The organism is Planococcus halotolerans (genome assembly GCF_003289955.1).
Classification (GTDB): domain Bacteria; phylum Bacillota; class Bacilli; order Bacillales_A; family Planococcaceae; genus Planococcus; species Planococcus halotolerans.
Genome location: NZ_QLZR01000002.1, coordinates 78,376 through 92,517 on the forward strand (window position 1 = coordinate 78,376; position 14,142 = coordinate 92,517).

Sequence of the window (14,142 nt, forward strand, 5' to 3'; positions counted from 1 at the left end):
AATTCTTAAGTTTGACAGAATTTTAAATATTCGAGAAAATGAAAACAAGTTTGTTTATCAAGTAAACAAAGATTGGGGATGAGTTGATGACTAGATTAAATATCGGCATGGTTGGCTATAAATTCATGGGTAAAGCTCACAGCAATGGCTACCGAGCGCTGCCGATGTTCTTCCCGGACCGCAAAAAGCCGGATATGAAAGTAATTTGCGGCCGAAATACTGAAGCTGTGGCTGCTGCCGCAACACAATTCGGCTGGGAAGAACATACTTCCGATTGGAAAGAGCTCGTATCCCGGGACGATATCGACTTGATCGATATCAACGCCCCGAGCAACGCCCATAAGGAAATTGCAATTGCGGCGGCTGGTGCCGGCAAACATCTCTACTGTGAAAAACCGCTGGCACTTTCTTTGAAGGATTCGCGTGACATGCTGGAAGCGGCGGAAAAAGCAGGCGTGAAGCATATGGTCGGCTTCAATTACCGTTTTGCCCCTGCCGTTTTGCTGGCTAAAAAGTTGATTGACGATGGCCGGTTGGGCGACATCCATCATTTTCGGGCCTGGTTTTTGCAGGACTGGCTGGTCGACCCTGACTTTCCCCTCGCCTGGCGTCTTCAGAAAGAAATTGCCGGTTCGGGTGCTCATGGTGATTTAGGAGCGCATCTGATCGACATGGCCCATTTTCTTATCGGAGATATTGCTGATGTCATCGGCATGAGTGAAACGTTCATCAAAGAACGGCCGCTTCCGGAAGAAACGGCCGGTTTATCGGCAACGAGCGGACAGGCAGCCAAAACCGGTCCTGTTACTGTTGACGACGCGACATTATTCATGGCCCGCTTTACAAACTGCGCACTAGGCAGTTTTGAAGCCACCCGTTTCGCAACAGGACACCGCAGCACAAACTCTTTTGAAATCAACGGCAGCAAAGGCAGTGTCATTTTTGACTTTGAACGGATGAACGAACTGCAGGTTTACTTTACCGACGACAAAGATGATGTCCAGGGATTCCGCCGCGTACTCGCAACCGATCCTGCGCATGCCTATTCTGGCGCTTGGTGGCCTGCTGGACATCCGATCGGCTATGAACATACGTTTACCCATGCTTTCGTAGAATTCATGGACGCACTTCAGGAAGACCGCCAGCCGGTCCCCAATTTCAATGATGGCGTCAAATGCCAGCAAGTACTTGAAGCTGTTGAATTATCGGTTAAGGAAAGAAAATGGATTACTGTATCCAGCCTTTAGTAAAAATTTGAACCGACAGGAGTGTTGAGCCCGTGAATAAAAAAGCATTGATCGTCCAAGGCGGTTGGGACGGCCATGAGCCGGAACAAGTCGCTGAAATTTATAAAGAGCTGCTCGTTGCCGAAAACTTCGACGTAGAAATCTCGAATACACTTGACGCTTACGCAGATGCTGAAAAATTAAAAACGCTTGATTTGATCGTCCCCCACTGGACGATGGGAGAAATCGATCCACAATACGTGCGCAATGTCTCGGAAGCTGTGATCAGCGGTGTTGGACTGGCGGGCAGCCACGGCGGAATGTGCGACTCTTTCAGAAAAAATGTGGACTGGCAATTTATGACTGGCGGCAATTGGGTCGCGCATCCAGGCAATGACGGAATAGAATATATGGTCAATATCAAACATTCTTCGAGCCCCCTTTTAGAAGGATTGAACGATTTCAAAGTTGTCAGCGAACAATACTATCTGCATATCGATCCGGCAGTAGAAGTGCTGGCCACCACCCGCTTCCCTGTTGCAGAAGGGCCGCATACCTTAAACAAAGCCGTCGACATGCCGGTTGTCTGGACAAAACGCTGGGGCGCCGGGCGCGTGTTCTACAATTCACTGGGGCACGTTGCGGATATCATAGCGATGCCTGAAGTTTCGTTGATTATGAAAAGAGGATTTTTATGGGCGGCTGAAGGAAAAATACTCTACGGAGATTCAAACAATCACGGCTATGCAGCTTCTGGAAATGCCCGGAACTACACTGGCATGGGCGACAGCCAATAAAGGAGGAGTAGGATGAGAACTATAAAGATCGGCATCATCGGCTGCGGCTACATCAGTTCTATTTACATGGAGAACATTCCTGCCTACAACCATTTAACGCTTACAGCTTGTGCAGATTTGGATTTCGAACGCGCACGCGCACAAGCGGATCAATTCGGAATTCCAAAAGCCTGCACCGTACAGGAATTGCTGGCTGATCCGGAAATCGATCTGGTCATCAATTTAACGCTTCCGAAAGTGCATGCTGAAGTTTGCCTTCAAATATTGGAAGCCGGCAAACATGTCTATGTGGAAAAACCGCTGGCGATCAGCCTGCAAGAAGCCAAGCAGGTGTTGGACAAAGCGCAAGAAAAAGGCTTATTAGTCGGCGGCGCCCCTGACACATTCCTGGGGGCAGGCGTACAAACCGCACTTCGTCTGATAGAAAGCGGCGAAATCGGTGTCCCAATCGGGGCTTCAGCTTTTGTAATCAGCCGTGGACATGAGCATTGGCACCCAAATCCTGCTTTCTATTATGAAAAAGGCGGCGGTCCGCTGTTTGACATGGGACCCTATTATTTAACTGCTTTAATCGCATTACTCGGTCCCATCCAACGCATTGCCGGATCAGCGCGCATCAGTTATGCTGAACGGACCATCCTAAGTGAACCGAACGCCGGACAGAAAATCACCGTCTCTACTGAAACACACATATCCGGAACGATCGATTTCGCCTCTGGTGCGATCGGTACCCTAACTGCAAGTTTCGATGCTTTCGGAGGTTCCACGCTCCCGCCGATTGAAATTTACGGAAGCGAAGGTACTTTGCTCGTTCCAGATCCGAATAACTTCGGCGGACCGGTTCGGCTGCGCAAAAAAGATGAAGAAAACTTCACCGACATCCCTTTGATATCCGATTTCCAGGAAAACGGACGCGGCATTGGCGTCGCTGACATGGCATATTCCCTACTGAACGGCAAAACGCACCGCGCGAATGGCCAACTCGCTTATCATGTATTGGAAGCGATGCACGGCTTCTTAACTTCATCACGGGATGGCGTGTATCATCATATGGATAGCACTTGTTCGAAGCCTGAAGCATTTCTGCGTAACGAGCAAATTTTCAGCTAGTGTATATAGTTTACTTTTTTCATTTGAAACACTCCCACAAATAAAATATGGAGAAGTTCATCCTTAAAGGATTTACTTCTCCATTTTTTTTATTCTTTCTTCGAATCATCCATCCAGACTTCACCGTCTTTATAAGACATGCCTTCCGGATAACGGAGATCCATTACTTCATCCTGTGTTTCCTGAGATGGAGCTTTCGTCGCCAGGGACACAATGACAATGGCAAGTATTGCCGCTGCCGCACCGAACACGCCGGCACCTGTATCGATTATCCCTAAAATACTGAACCCACCGAATCTGGAAGCGAAAATATAGGTAAGTGTCACCACCAGACCAGTTAACATGCCTGCGATGACCCCCGGTCCATTTGCACGTTTCCACCAAACACCTAAAATCAGCGCCGGGAAGAAAGTACCGGATGCCAACGCAAACGCCCATGCGACAATTTGTGTAATCGCACCTGGCGGATCAAGTGCTACGATCCCTGCTGAAACTGTCGCAATGATGATTGACCAGCGGCCAACCAATAAACGTTTTCTTTCGCTCGCTTGCGGGTTGATAGATCTATAGTAAATATCCTGTGACAGAGCTGCAGAAATTGCAATCATCAATCCGCCAGCCGTTGATAGCGCGGCAGCCATTGCGCCCGCTGCCATTAATCCGACGACAAAAACACCAAGATTGGCGATTTCCGGAGTTGCCATAACTACAATATCGTTGCTGATCACGAGTTCTTCCCATTGTAAAAAGCCGTCACCATTAGCATCTGCCAACGAAAGCGATCCGGTATTGACCCAGGAAGTTGTCCAAGCTGGTAAATCTGCAATTGAAGAGCCTGCCACTTGTGTCATTAAGATGAAACGGGAAAATGCAGCGTAAGCAGGTGCCGATAAATAAAGCAATCCTATGAAAAGCAATGCCCAGGCGCCGCTCCAGCGAGCAGCTTTCATTGTCGGCACCGTATAGAAACGGACGATGACATGAGGCAGACCGGCTGTCCCGGCCATTAAGGTAAACATCAGAGCCAGAAACTGCCATCTCGTTGCCTCAGTGAAAGGAACTACATATTCAGAAATACCAAGCTGAGCATCCAATACTTGAAGCTCACTGACAATCTGTCCATAAGAAAGCCATGGCAGCGGATTATTGGTCAATTGAAGTGACATAAAAATGACTGGTATCAGATAAGCTGTGATCAACACAAGATATTGCGCAACTTGTGTCCAAGTGATTCCTTTCATCCCCCCTACAGCAGAGTAAAAGGCGATTAGAGCCACCCCGACCATTGTCCCAATAGCCGTATCAACTTCCAGCAAACGGCCAATAACAACACCCGAGCCTGACAGCTGTCCGATTGAATATGTAAAACTGATGATGATGGTTGCTACAGCGGCTATTAACCGCGCGGTGCTGCTCTTATAACGATCTCCGATAAACTCAGGAACCGTATAACGGCCGGACTTTCTTAATTGTGGAGCAAGTAAAAATGTCAGCAACAGATAGCCGCCTGTCCACCCCATAATATAAGCAAGGCCATCGTAGCCCAAAAGCATGACCGTCCCCGCCAGCCCGATAAAAGAAGCGGCACTCATCCAGTCTGCGCCAATTGCCATACCATTAAAGATCGCCGGCACGTTTCTCCCTGCCACGTAGAAATCAGAAGTCACACGTGCCGTATTATAAAAGGCTATTCCTATATATAATCCAAAAGTTCCCAAAATCAGGACAAGTGATACGATAAATTGTGAATCCACCAGTTCTCCCCCTTTTTAAAAAGCATTCAACACCGGTCAACACCGGTTGTTGTTAAACAGTATTTCCTGCATGTCAATGCAGCGAATTGATGTCATCTTTTCTTTTGCTGGGTAAGGCCGAACTTTTTGTCGATTTGATCATTCACGATAGCATTGATGAACAATAGGATTATAAAGATCAGAACCGCACCTTGAGCCCCCATGAAATAATGAAAAGGAAATCCGTTGACGGTAAAGCCGGATAATTCCTCCGCAAAAAATACGACGACAAAAGAAGCGGTAAACCCTATTGCCAAATAAATTATAATTAAAGTGGTACGAAGACGAAAATAAGCATCTGCTTCTTTTTTATCAATCTTCCTCAAATTCTTCACCCCATTATTTTTGATAAAATCAAAATCAACCTGTTACAATGAGTTCTTTGTTCATCCACTCAAGCTGAATATGAAACGGACCGTGTCAGTAAAAGGAAGAGGAACCATAATGATTTTCACTAACACGAATGTGAAGATGGATGCAACTGGGACCAGCAAATATAACGCCCTCTTCTTTTTAAGCCCCAATACTACCGATGCTATTGTCACCAGCCCGAAAGCTATAACCCAAATCATATAAACCCCCTTCTGCAAGCGCTGTCAATCCTGCTTTTAATACTCCTATTCTTATAATCTTGACCTTTTCCCTCCTTCTCAATGAAAACTTTAATTAATACTTTTTAATTATTCTAAAAATTGTAAATCTTGTCAACATAAATTAAAATAAAGTGTAAAAAACGCCTGAAGATAGTTCTTCAGCCGTTTCGTTTTATTTGGTATTTGCTATTTTTCTTTATGCCATTGTGATGAATTGTCAAAATTCTAGACGATTGTTACTTTCAAAAGGATGCTCTTTTATATTGGGAAAAGATTAATATGCCTTTGTTAAAGAGTACATTTAATAATATTTTCATGATATTATAGACAAAAAATATTATAGGAGCTGGGAAATGTCAAAAATCAGAATGGCTATACCCATGGCCTTTATCATCTTCTCTCTCATTTTTCTGAGCGCGTGTGCGGAAGAAGACCTTGAGCCGATGACACTTGTTGCTTTAGGTGATTCCATAACCGCCAGTGCCAATCTTGTAAACAGCGAGCAGTCTGGCTATCCCTATTTAATCGGTGAAGAAGCAGGTTTAGAAGTACACAACCTGGCTGTTTCAGGCTGGCAAACCGGACAGGTCACTGAAGCCCTTCGAGAAGATGAAACATACCAGACTCTAGTTAAAGACGCGGACTATATCGCCATGACAATCGGAGGCAACGATTTACTGCGGATTCTCCGAAATGCCCAAACTGAAAGCGCAGGAGATCCAATGATAATGACCGAAATCATTCTTCAGGAACTCAGCAGCAATAATGTTTCCGCAGAGTTAGGCGAACTTATTGAAGAAATCCGGTCACTTACAGACGCAAAAATCCTTCTATATAATATATACAACCCCTTACCTCCCTCCAGCAACCTGCATGGAATCGGCGAATCCCTCTTGCCCCAGATAAACGCCGCCTATGCGGAGATTGCCGAAAACCACGAGAATGTCTTTCTCGCAGATGCCTTTTTAGCTTATCAGGAAAAACAGGCTGACTATATCATCGAGGGTGACATCCATCCGACTGAAGAAGGCCAGGCTGCATTGGCGGAAATTGGGTTGGAGGCTTTGGGATTGGAATAAACAAAAAAAGTAACCGCCCTCTCCCTGTAAGGGGGGAGGGGGTTACTCTTTGGTGTAAACATATATATTATGGCTAGGCACTTTTTTCGGGATGTACTGTATCGATTAGGCGTTATTAGTAATCGATCTTTTTTGTCTCCACTATGGCATAGGTTTTTTTCGGTTCTTTTAATTAATATTGTAAATTATCCTATTAAGTCGAAGGCTTAGAAAATAAAAGTAACTTATATAGATACACAGTAGTTAACGTAAATCAACTAAGGAGTGCCCCTAATTGAGCTATACCCATATCCTAACACTATTTTACTCACTATTATGTTATTACAATTGTGTTTTATAGGATAATATCACTTATAAAAGAGCAAATAGAAAAAGCAACAAGCTCATAACAAGTTCATTGCTTTTATATTGTCTATTAATTATTAAACCGTTTCCCTCTTCCCGTTCAACTCACCAGTCAACTCTTCAAACCACTTTCTATCACCAGTCTGCAAAGCCAGGTCAATCAGATCCTCAAGCTGAGCTGTATCTTTCGGTGCAATTTCTGGCAAACTCTCGACCTGCTGGACTGCAAGTGGAATCGTTAATCCTACAATTTCAGCGTTATCGCTTTCGGCAACCGTTACATATACAGCGCCTTGGACCATGCTCAGCGAATCGATAAATCCTATAACTATTTCACCTTTAATCGAAGTCCCTTTAACCCAATCAGTTGTTTTTAAAATCGTAGTCTCTTCATTCATATCTCAACACCTGCTTTGTCATTTATTTTTTTGATAATTAAATCTTGATTATTTCACTATAATCTTCAATACCCTCTTTTAATTCCCTTACGCATTAATATGAAAATATTACTCTTATTTGCTTTAGGGCTTAGACTATCAAACAAAAAGAACAGCGGCTCTATTATGCCGCTGCTCTTTCTTATATCATTATCTTTTCTGTTTATCTTAATTGACCGCTTGCTTCTTCTCATTCAATTCAGCAGAAAGCTCTTCAAACCAGTCTTTATCACCTGTCGCCAAAGCCAGATCGATCAAAAACTCAAGCTCGCCGGCATTTTTGGTTGCGGCCGTCGGAATGACTTCTACTTGAGTGAAATGCATCGGAATCGTTTTGCCGATCAGCTCTTCATTGTCGCTTTCGGCCACAACTACATGCACTGCCTCTTGTTCCAAACTCATCGAGTCAACAAAACCGATAATCATTTCGCCGTGTCGGGAAATGCCTTTTACCCAGTCGTTATTCTTTAAAATCGCTTTATTGTTAATCGTCATAGGTTTACACCTCTTCTAGTAGTATTAGCAGAAACCGTCTGGTCCACAAGCCATTCCTTCAAACAAGACTTTAGGCTTTTGTTTCTGCAGTTCTTCGTCGATCAGCTGTTCGATTGTCTCTTTCGTATGGATGCCGGCTATTTTAGTATCGCCGATCACGAATGTCGGTACAGCCGTTATTCCAGCCTCTTCATATGAGTGTACAAGTGCCTGCTGGTGAGCTTCTTTGTACTTACGGGACTCAAGTGCATCACGGTATTCTTTTTCATCCAAACCGACTTCCCCTGCCAGTTTCGTCAATACATCGACATCACCGATATCCTGGCTCTCCTGGAAAAAAGCTTTTAGCATGCGTTCATTGTATGCAGTACCTTTCCCTTTTTCCTTGGCATATTGAAACCCTTCAAATGCCAAATGGGTATGAGGCTGCGGTGACACATCCGGAAGAACTATCTCGATTCCCATCTGTTCAGCCATCGGGTAAACCGACTGCGACCAAGTTGTTTGGAGATAATCATCTTCTGGGCGCAATGTTGCATTGGGAGCTGGACGCAATTCGAAAGGCATCCACTCAACTTCCACATCTTTTCCTTTAATCGCTTCCTCTAACGGCTTTTCTGCCAGGAAACAAAACGGACAAACATAATCCGAATATACTTTTACTTTTACTGTCATATCAAAAACCATCCTTTCTGCTAACCAGATAGTTATATAGTTTAAATCAATCGATTTTCATCTTCTTATCTTTTCAATAAAGCCCCAATAAATTTGGTGACTAATGGGAATTTTACGCCGGTTTATGCATGAACACAATAAATATGCTCTGATTTCGAGATAAATGGATTTTCCCATTTATTTTCATTTAATACTTCCTCTATTGAGTTAGTAATTATTTAAATGATATGTAGCAAAACGGCGCAGACGCCCAGGGGACCAAGCTCAGCCCAAGCCCCCCATGCAAGCAAGCTGTTTTGCGGAATATCATGTTTACAAAATACCCTTTACTTCCCCCCTCCCTTCATTTACACTAGAGCCATCGGGACAACCCGAACACAAAAACCGCATACCGTTTTCTGCACTGGGGGTGCTTATTTAGCTGAGATGCGAGCGAAAGCTCCGATCCCTTATGACTCGATCAGGTTAGGACCTGCGTGAGGAAGTGCGGTGACTTTCCGCAAAACGAACTTTTCAGGAGCTAGTATCTCCTTTTAATTTGCATGGAACAGTGGCTGCATCTTCACGGATGCGGCTATTTTTGTGCACATTTTTAAGGAGGAATATTGTTATGGAACCATTGCAATGCGGCACGAGCCCGATTGTCGGATTTCGCTTCACGCTCAATCCGATGTCCGGCGATTTCATCAAAATCATCAAAGGGGCGCTGAACGACACCGACACCTCGAATGTTTGGATGCACACCGATGACGTATCCACTGTCATCCGCGGAAAACAGATTCACGTCTTCAATGTGGCGAAAGCATTGACTTTGCATGCAGCGAAAACAGGAGAACATGTAGCATTGAATGGTACGTTTTCCATCGGCTGCCCGGGAGATACTTCAGGAGATGTCTACCTCGACAAAGATGATGAGTTGTTGAATACGGATAACACAAAGCAGTATGTATCGTCGCAGTTTGCTCTTTATCCGATGAACAATCCCGATTATATGAGCGTCATTTACCGTGAAGTGGAACGGGCAAAAGAACACGGCGTCTGGAACGATTCGATGCATTACGCCAGCGGCATCCACGGCGATATACATGATGTCTTCGCCTTTTTTGAAGAATCATTCACTCATGCACGTTCTGATGAACATCGCCATCTCGTCATGACGGTCTCCATGAGCATCAACAGCCCTTCTCATGCCAAAGCTGATGGAGGAAAAGCCGATGCTTAAATCGTGGAAACTGAAGGAAATCGTATTGATGTCACTGTTCGGAGTCGTGTTTGGTATCGTCTACCTGTTATTCATCCACCTCGGCAATATCTGGGCAGGGCTGATCGGCCCCATCGCCTATGAATGGATGTTCGGCATCTGGTTTATCGTTTCAATCATCTGTATGCACATTATCCGTAAGCCAGGCGCTGCCTTAATTCCCGAAACCATGGCCGCAATCATCGAAGTGATGCTCGGTAATGCGGTCGGTCCGCGCCTTATCCTTTCCGGGATTGTTCAAGGGCTCGGCGCTGAAGCAGCTTTTGCTGTGACGCGTTACCGCTACTTTAATATTTTCGTCTTTATGCTTGCAGGTATCGGTGCTGCAGTATTCAGCTTCATCTACGGTTATTTCGTATCCGGCTATGCGGCACTGGATCCTTCGTTCGTTGCGCTGATGTTCACGCTGCGCGTATTGAGCGGAGCAATCATCGCAGGCATCGGCGGCAAATACATCGGCGATGCGCTGCTTGCGACCGGTTCACTGCGCGGCTACGCCATTGCCCGGACACAACCGCGTGATGCCAATGCCTGACACTATCTTTGAAATGAATAATGTCAGCTTCCGTTTTCCGGATGACCAATCACCGACATTATCATCTATTTCTTTTACCATCGAGCGCGGCGAACGGGTCGCCATTTCCGGTCCCAGCGGTTCCGGCAAGTCGACTTTGCTGTATTTATTGAACCGGCTCTATCCTGCCAATTGCGACGGCATCGTGGATGGCGAAATTCACTCTTTCGGCAAACCGGCAGATTCTTATGCACCTGGAGAAATCAACCACCGAGTGGCTACCGTTTTTCAGGATCCGGATTCGCAGTTCTGCATGCCAACGGTCGAAGAAGAACTTGCCTTCACTCTTGAAAATTTAAATACCCCGGCAAGCGAAATGGCGGAACGTATCCGTCATGTCCTGGACATAACCGGTCTGTCCCACCTTCGCCATGTTTCGATCCAAACACTTTCTGGCGGAATGAAACAGCGGGTTGCCACTTCCTGTGCATTGGTCATGAATCCCGAAGTCCTGTTGCTTGATGAACCGATTTCGCATCTCGATCCATATACCGGGAAAGAATTTGTCCTTTGGCTCGATCAATTGCAAAGGACGTTCAATCTGACAGTCATCGCTGTTGAACATAGGCTTGATTATTGGGGAACATTTTTTGAGCGTGAAATTAAGATAACAAGCGATGGCAGAATTTCAGAAGATGCCACCTTCGAGCCGCACGAGATTTTGCGTTACCCGCTCCGGCTCCATTCAATACTGGATGAGACTGCTTTATCCGCGACGGGTCTTTCAGTAAAGATGAAAGGAAATACTCTGCTCCAGCCGGTTTCATTCCATGCGCAAAAAGGAGAATGCATCGTCATAGCGGGACCAAATGGCAGCGGGAAATCGACATTGGTGAAAGCGATCTGTGGCACCTATAAAAAAGAAGCCGTGAAATTTGCATCAGACCCGTGTGGCTATGTACCACAATCACCAGAATTTTTGTTTTTAACTTCAACAGTCCTTGACGAAATGGCTTTTGGCGGAATGTCTTCCAAACTGGAACTGGATGATCTGATGAAGTCTCTCCGGTTAACGGAAATCAAAGAACAAAATCCATTTTCCGTCAGCCATGGCCAAAAACGCCGGGTGGCGATCGGGGCGATGCTTGCGGATAAACGAAATATACTGTTTCTCGACGAACCGACTTCAGGGCAGGATGAAGGAGCTTTATTGAAACTGTTCCGTCTTATCGACAGCCGATTGGACCAGGGAGATACCGTTTTTATCGTGACACATGATATGGAGTTTGCCGCCGCTGTCGCTGATTCTATTGTGCTGTTGAAGGACGGCAGAATGACAGGGAAATTCCTTGCCGATAGAGTGTGGCAGGATCCGGAACTGCTAGCAGCCCATAACCTATTGCCGCCGAAAGGAATGATGCGCCGTGCAGAATCTTTTGCATGATATGAATCCTTCTTTAAAGTTCATCACGGTGACAATTGCGATGCTTGGTCTCGCATTTTTCTTCAATCCATGGACGCCGTTGCTGTTCTTTTTCAGTATCCTCGTCCTTCAGCTCATTTTCAGCAGAATCAACTGGAAACTTTGGAGCTTGTTCATGCTTCCTTTTGTGATCGGCGCATTCGGCTATTTGTGGACGACGATTGTCTTTGGTGCTGAAACGGGAGGCACTGTTATCTGGTCACTGTTCGGCTTTGATGTGACGGATGAACAGTTAGCATTAGCCTTATCACTGTCGTTCCGTGTTCTGGCATTTTCCTCCCTGTCTCTGCTGTTCGCTTTGACGACGGATCCCGTGAAATTCGTTATGAGTCTGATGCAGCAGCTCAAGCTGTCGCCAAAACTCGCTTACGGTGTACTTGTCGGCTATCAATTTCTCCCTGTGCTGAAAGATGAATTCTTTCAGATCCAACAGGCCCATCGCCTGCGCGGAGCCGCCGTTGAAAAATTCTGGTGGCAGCGGGTTCTTGGCGTTCGCAGAATCATTATCCCGATGCTTGCCGGAGCTGTAAGAAAAGCGGAACGCTCCGCTTTTGCGATGGAAGCGCGGGGATTTACCGGTGAAATGCGCAAAGAGTTTTTCCAGCCTGTGTCCATAAAGCCGAAAGATTTTGCTTTGTCTGCTGCTATACTGTTGATTTTTATTTCGACATCAATTTTAGGTTCTTTTTTGTCATTATAATTGAGTCTAAATAGCGTTTAACTTGTAAATAAATACAATAAATAAGTTCCTATTACCCTACCTATTTTTATATTATTCTATTAAACTAAGGTAGCAATAATATTCTGTTTACTTCGTATGAGCTAAACAAAATATTTATTCGCATCTTGTATAAAGGCAAAGCAGTCGAAAGGCTGTGACGCAAAGTTTCAGGCCTGTGGCTCCGGCTAAGGCGGCTGGGCTGCCGGGAATGGCGAATGATACTTTTTTTAGTAGAGTTCAATATTCTTTTGCAATGAAAATAAGAACTCGGGGGTAATGGAATGTTGTCAGAACACAAAAAAGAACAAGTTTCCAAACAGATCAAGCGTTATTTTGCAGTGGGAATTATGGCATCAGCAGGATTCCTGTCTTTTAATGCAGTTTCTGCTTCTGCTGATGAGAATGAAGAACAGGTTCAAAACACCACATCTGAAATTGAAGTTGCTGAAGAGCCGGATTTGGTACCAGGCGATTTCTTTTATTTCCTGAAGCAATTACAGGAAAAATTACAGCTGGCTGTGACGTTCGACAACACAGCTGAAGCCGAATTGTTTGCTGAGTATGCAGAACAGCGGATTCTGGAAGCTGAAGCGTTAATGGCTGAGGGCAATGAGGAGTTGGCTGTGGAAGCTCTTGAGAAAGCATTGGAGTTGTATGAAGAAGGTCTGGAGCAATTGACTGATGTTGAGGAAGAAGAGACTTCTGATGAGGCAAGTGACGAAGAAATAAACGTTGGAGACGTTTCTGAGACAGCTGACGATTTGACAGAAGAAGATGCCCGTGCTGCTTTGGAAGAGAAATTCAACTCTAACTTATTGGCTCTGCAGACGGCCATGGAGAAAGTGACCAATCCGAAAGCGAAAGAAGCGCTCGCTAAAAATGTCGCCAAGGCGATGGAACGCTTGGAGAGTAAAATTGAAAAAGAACTTGCCAAGTTAGATGAGCCGGAAGAAGAAAGTGAAGCAGATGAAGAAACAGATGCTCCTGTAGAAGACGAGACTGCAGATGAAACGACAGAAAATGAAGACAGTGCTGAAGAGCAGGCTGAAGTATCCGAAGAAACTGAGGAAGATACGGATGAAGCAACTGATGAAGATGAAACAGTACCCGCTCCCCCATCTGATGAAGATTCCGATTCTGATGAGGAGCGTACAGAAGAAGAAAAGACTGCCGCAAAAGCTGTGAAAGCCGAAGAAAAAGCGACGGTCAAAGATGCAAAAGCTGCCGAAAAAGCGGATGCTGAAGCGAAGCGCGAAGCTGAAAAAGCTGCCGCTGAGTTGAAACGTGAGCAGGAAAAGGCTGCGGCTGAAGCAAAACGTGAAGCCGAAAAGGCTGCAGCTGAAGCAAAACGTGAAGCTGAAAAAGCTGCCGCTGAGGCAAAACGTGAAGCTGAAAAAGCTGCCGCTGAGGCAAAACGTGAAGCTGAAAAAGCTGCCGCTGAAGCAAAACGTGAAGCTGAAAAAGCTGCTAAAGAAGAAAAAGGCAAACCAGAAAAGGCTGACGAGAAATCTAAACCATAAGATAGAAAAGGTAAAAACAATTGATGCAGTCCATAATTCATTAGCAGTTAAAAAGGCAGATCGGATACCTTGTATCCGGTCTGCCTTTAACAT

15 protein-coding genes and 2 riboswitches are annotated in these 14,142 nt (G+C 45.2%); of the genes, 9 read left to right on the plus strand and 6 right to left on the minus strand.

All coding sequences use genetic code 11. The features are described 5' to 3' along the window. The first annotated feature begins 86 nt into the window (after positions 1-86). The 3 genes from DP120_RS05040 to DP120_RS05050 are packed head-to-tail and all read left to right on the plus strand — an operon-like array spanning position 87 to position 3,133. Positions 87-1,247, plus strand: a complete 1,161-nt coding sequence (locus DP120_RS05040) for a Gfo/Idh/MocA family protein (RefSeq protein ID WP_112222494.1) — start codon at positions 87-89, stop codon at positions 1,245-1,247. Between the two features lie 32 nt (positions 1,248-1,279). Then, positions 1,280-2,023, plus strand: a complete 744-nt coding sequence (locus DP120_RS05045; RefSeq protein ID WP_112222495.1) for a ThuA domain-containing protein — start codon at positions 1,280-1,282, stop codon at positions 2,021-2,023. Positions 2,024-2,035: 12 nt separating this feature from the next. Next, the gene (locus tag DP120_RS05050; RefSeq protein WP_112222496.1) at positions 2,036-3,133 is read left to right on the plus strand and encodes a Gfo/Idh/MocA family protein; all 1,098 of its coding nucleotides are present in this window, start codon (positions 2,036-2,038) and stop codon (positions 3,131-3,133) included. An 89-nt stretch (positions 3,134-3,222) separates the two neighbouring features. Here DP120_RS05050 and DP120_RS05055 read toward each other — a convergent pair whose 3' ends face one another. The 3 genes from DP120_RS05055 to DP120_RS05065 form a co-directional block, all read right to left on the minus strand. After that, entirely contained in the window at positions 3,223-4,887 is a 1,665-nt protein-coding gene (locus DP120_RS05055) for a sodium:solute symporter family protein (RefSeq protein WP_112222498.1), read from the minus strand. Between the two features lie 92 nt (positions 4,888-4,979). Further along, positions 4,980-5,252 (minus strand): DUF4212 domain-containing protein, encoded by a 273-nt coding sequence (locus DP120_RS05060; protein WP_112222499.1) that lies wholly within the window; start codon positions 5,250-5,252, stop codon positions 4,980-4,982. Positions 5,253-5,312: 60 nt separating this feature from the next. Continuing rightward, positions 5,313-5,498, minus strand: a complete 186-nt coding sequence (locus DP120_RS05065; protein ID WP_112222501.1) for a hypothetical protein — start codon at positions 5,496-5,498, stop codon at positions 5,313-5,315. 374 nt (positions 5,499-5,872) lie between these two features. Here DP120_RS05065 and DP120_RS05070 point away from each other — a divergent pair, with 374 nt between their 5' ends. After that, positions 5,873-6,598, plus strand: coding sequence for an SGNH/GDSL hydrolase family protein (locus DP120_RS05070; RefSeq protein WP_112222502.1), 726 nt, complete (start codon positions 5,873-5,875; stop codon positions 6,596-6,598). Between the two features lie 422 nt (positions 6,599-7,020). Here the strand turns inward: DP120_RS05070 and DP120_RS05075 are convergent, their stop codons facing one another. From DP120_RS05075 to DP120_RS05085, 3 genes are all read right to left on the minus strand, one after another. Further along, positions 7,021-7,341, minus strand: coding sequence for an IDEAL domain-containing protein (locus DP120_RS05075; RefSeq protein WP_112222503.1), 321 nt, complete (start codon positions 7,339-7,341; stop codon positions 7,021-7,023). Positions 7,342-7,548: 207 nt separating this feature from the next. Then, positions 7,549-7,875 (minus strand): IDEAL domain-containing protein, encoded by a 327-nt coding sequence (locus tag DP120_RS05080; protein WP_112222505.1) that lies wholly within the window; start codon positions 7,873-7,875, stop codon positions 7,549-7,551. A 24-nt stretch (positions 7,876-7,899) separates the two neighbouring features. After that, entirely contained in the window at positions 7,900-8,550 is a 651-nt protein-coding gene (locus DP120_RS05085; protein ID WP_112222506.1) for a DsbA family oxidoreductase, read from the minus strand. A 395-nt stretch (positions 8,551-8,945) separates the two neighbouring features. Next, positions 8,946-9,050, plus strand: a riboswitch (TPP riboswitch). 110 nt (positions 9,051-9,160) lie between these two features. Between DP120_RS05085 and DP120_RS05090 the strand changes: the two genes are divergently transcribed. The 5 genes from DP120_RS05090 (at position 9,161) to DP120_RS05110 (ending at position 14,049) form a co-directional block, all read left to right on the plus strand. Continuing rightward, positions 9,161-9,772, plus strand: a complete 612-nt coding sequence (locus DP120_RS05090) for a YkoF family thiamine/hydroxymethylpyrimidine-binding protein (protein WP_112222508.1) — start codon at positions 9,161-9,163, stop codon at positions 9,770-9,772. After that, positions 9,765-10,346, plus strand: a complete 582-nt coding sequence (locus DP120_RS05095) for an ECF transporter S component (protein ID WP_112222510.1) — start codon at positions 9,765-9,767, stop codon at positions 10,344-10,346. Before DP120_RS05090 ends, DP120_RS05095 begins: the two co-directional genes overlap by 8 nt. Further along, positions 10,339-11,769, plus strand: coding sequence for an ABC transporter ATP-binding protein (locus DP120_RS05100; protein ID WP_112223250.1), 1,431 nt, complete (start codon positions 10,339-10,341; stop codon positions 11,767-11,769). Before DP120_RS05095 ends, DP120_RS05100 begins: the two co-directional genes overlap by 8 nt. Continuing rightward, the gene (locus DP120_RS05105) at positions 11,750-12,508 is read left to right on the plus strand and encodes an energy-coupling factor transporter transmembrane component T family protein (protein WP_240611975.1); all 759 of its coding nucleotides are present in this window, start codon (positions 11,750-11,752) and stop codon (positions 12,506-12,508) included. The genes DP120_RS05100 and DP120_RS05105 overlap by 20 nt, the downstream gene beginning before the upstream one ends. A gap of 145 nt (positions 12,509-12,653) precedes the next feature. Further along, positions 12,654-12,736: riboswitch (cyclic di-GMP riboswitch) on the plus strand. A 74-nt stretch (positions 12,737-12,810) separates the two neighbouring features. After that, on the plus strand, positions 12,811-14,049 hold the full coding sequence (locus DP120_RS05110) for a DUF5667 domain-containing protein (protein WP_112222512.1): 1,239 nt from the start codon (positions 12,811-12,813) through the stop codon (positions 14,047-14,049). Positions 14,050-14,142 lie beyond the last annotated feature (93 nt).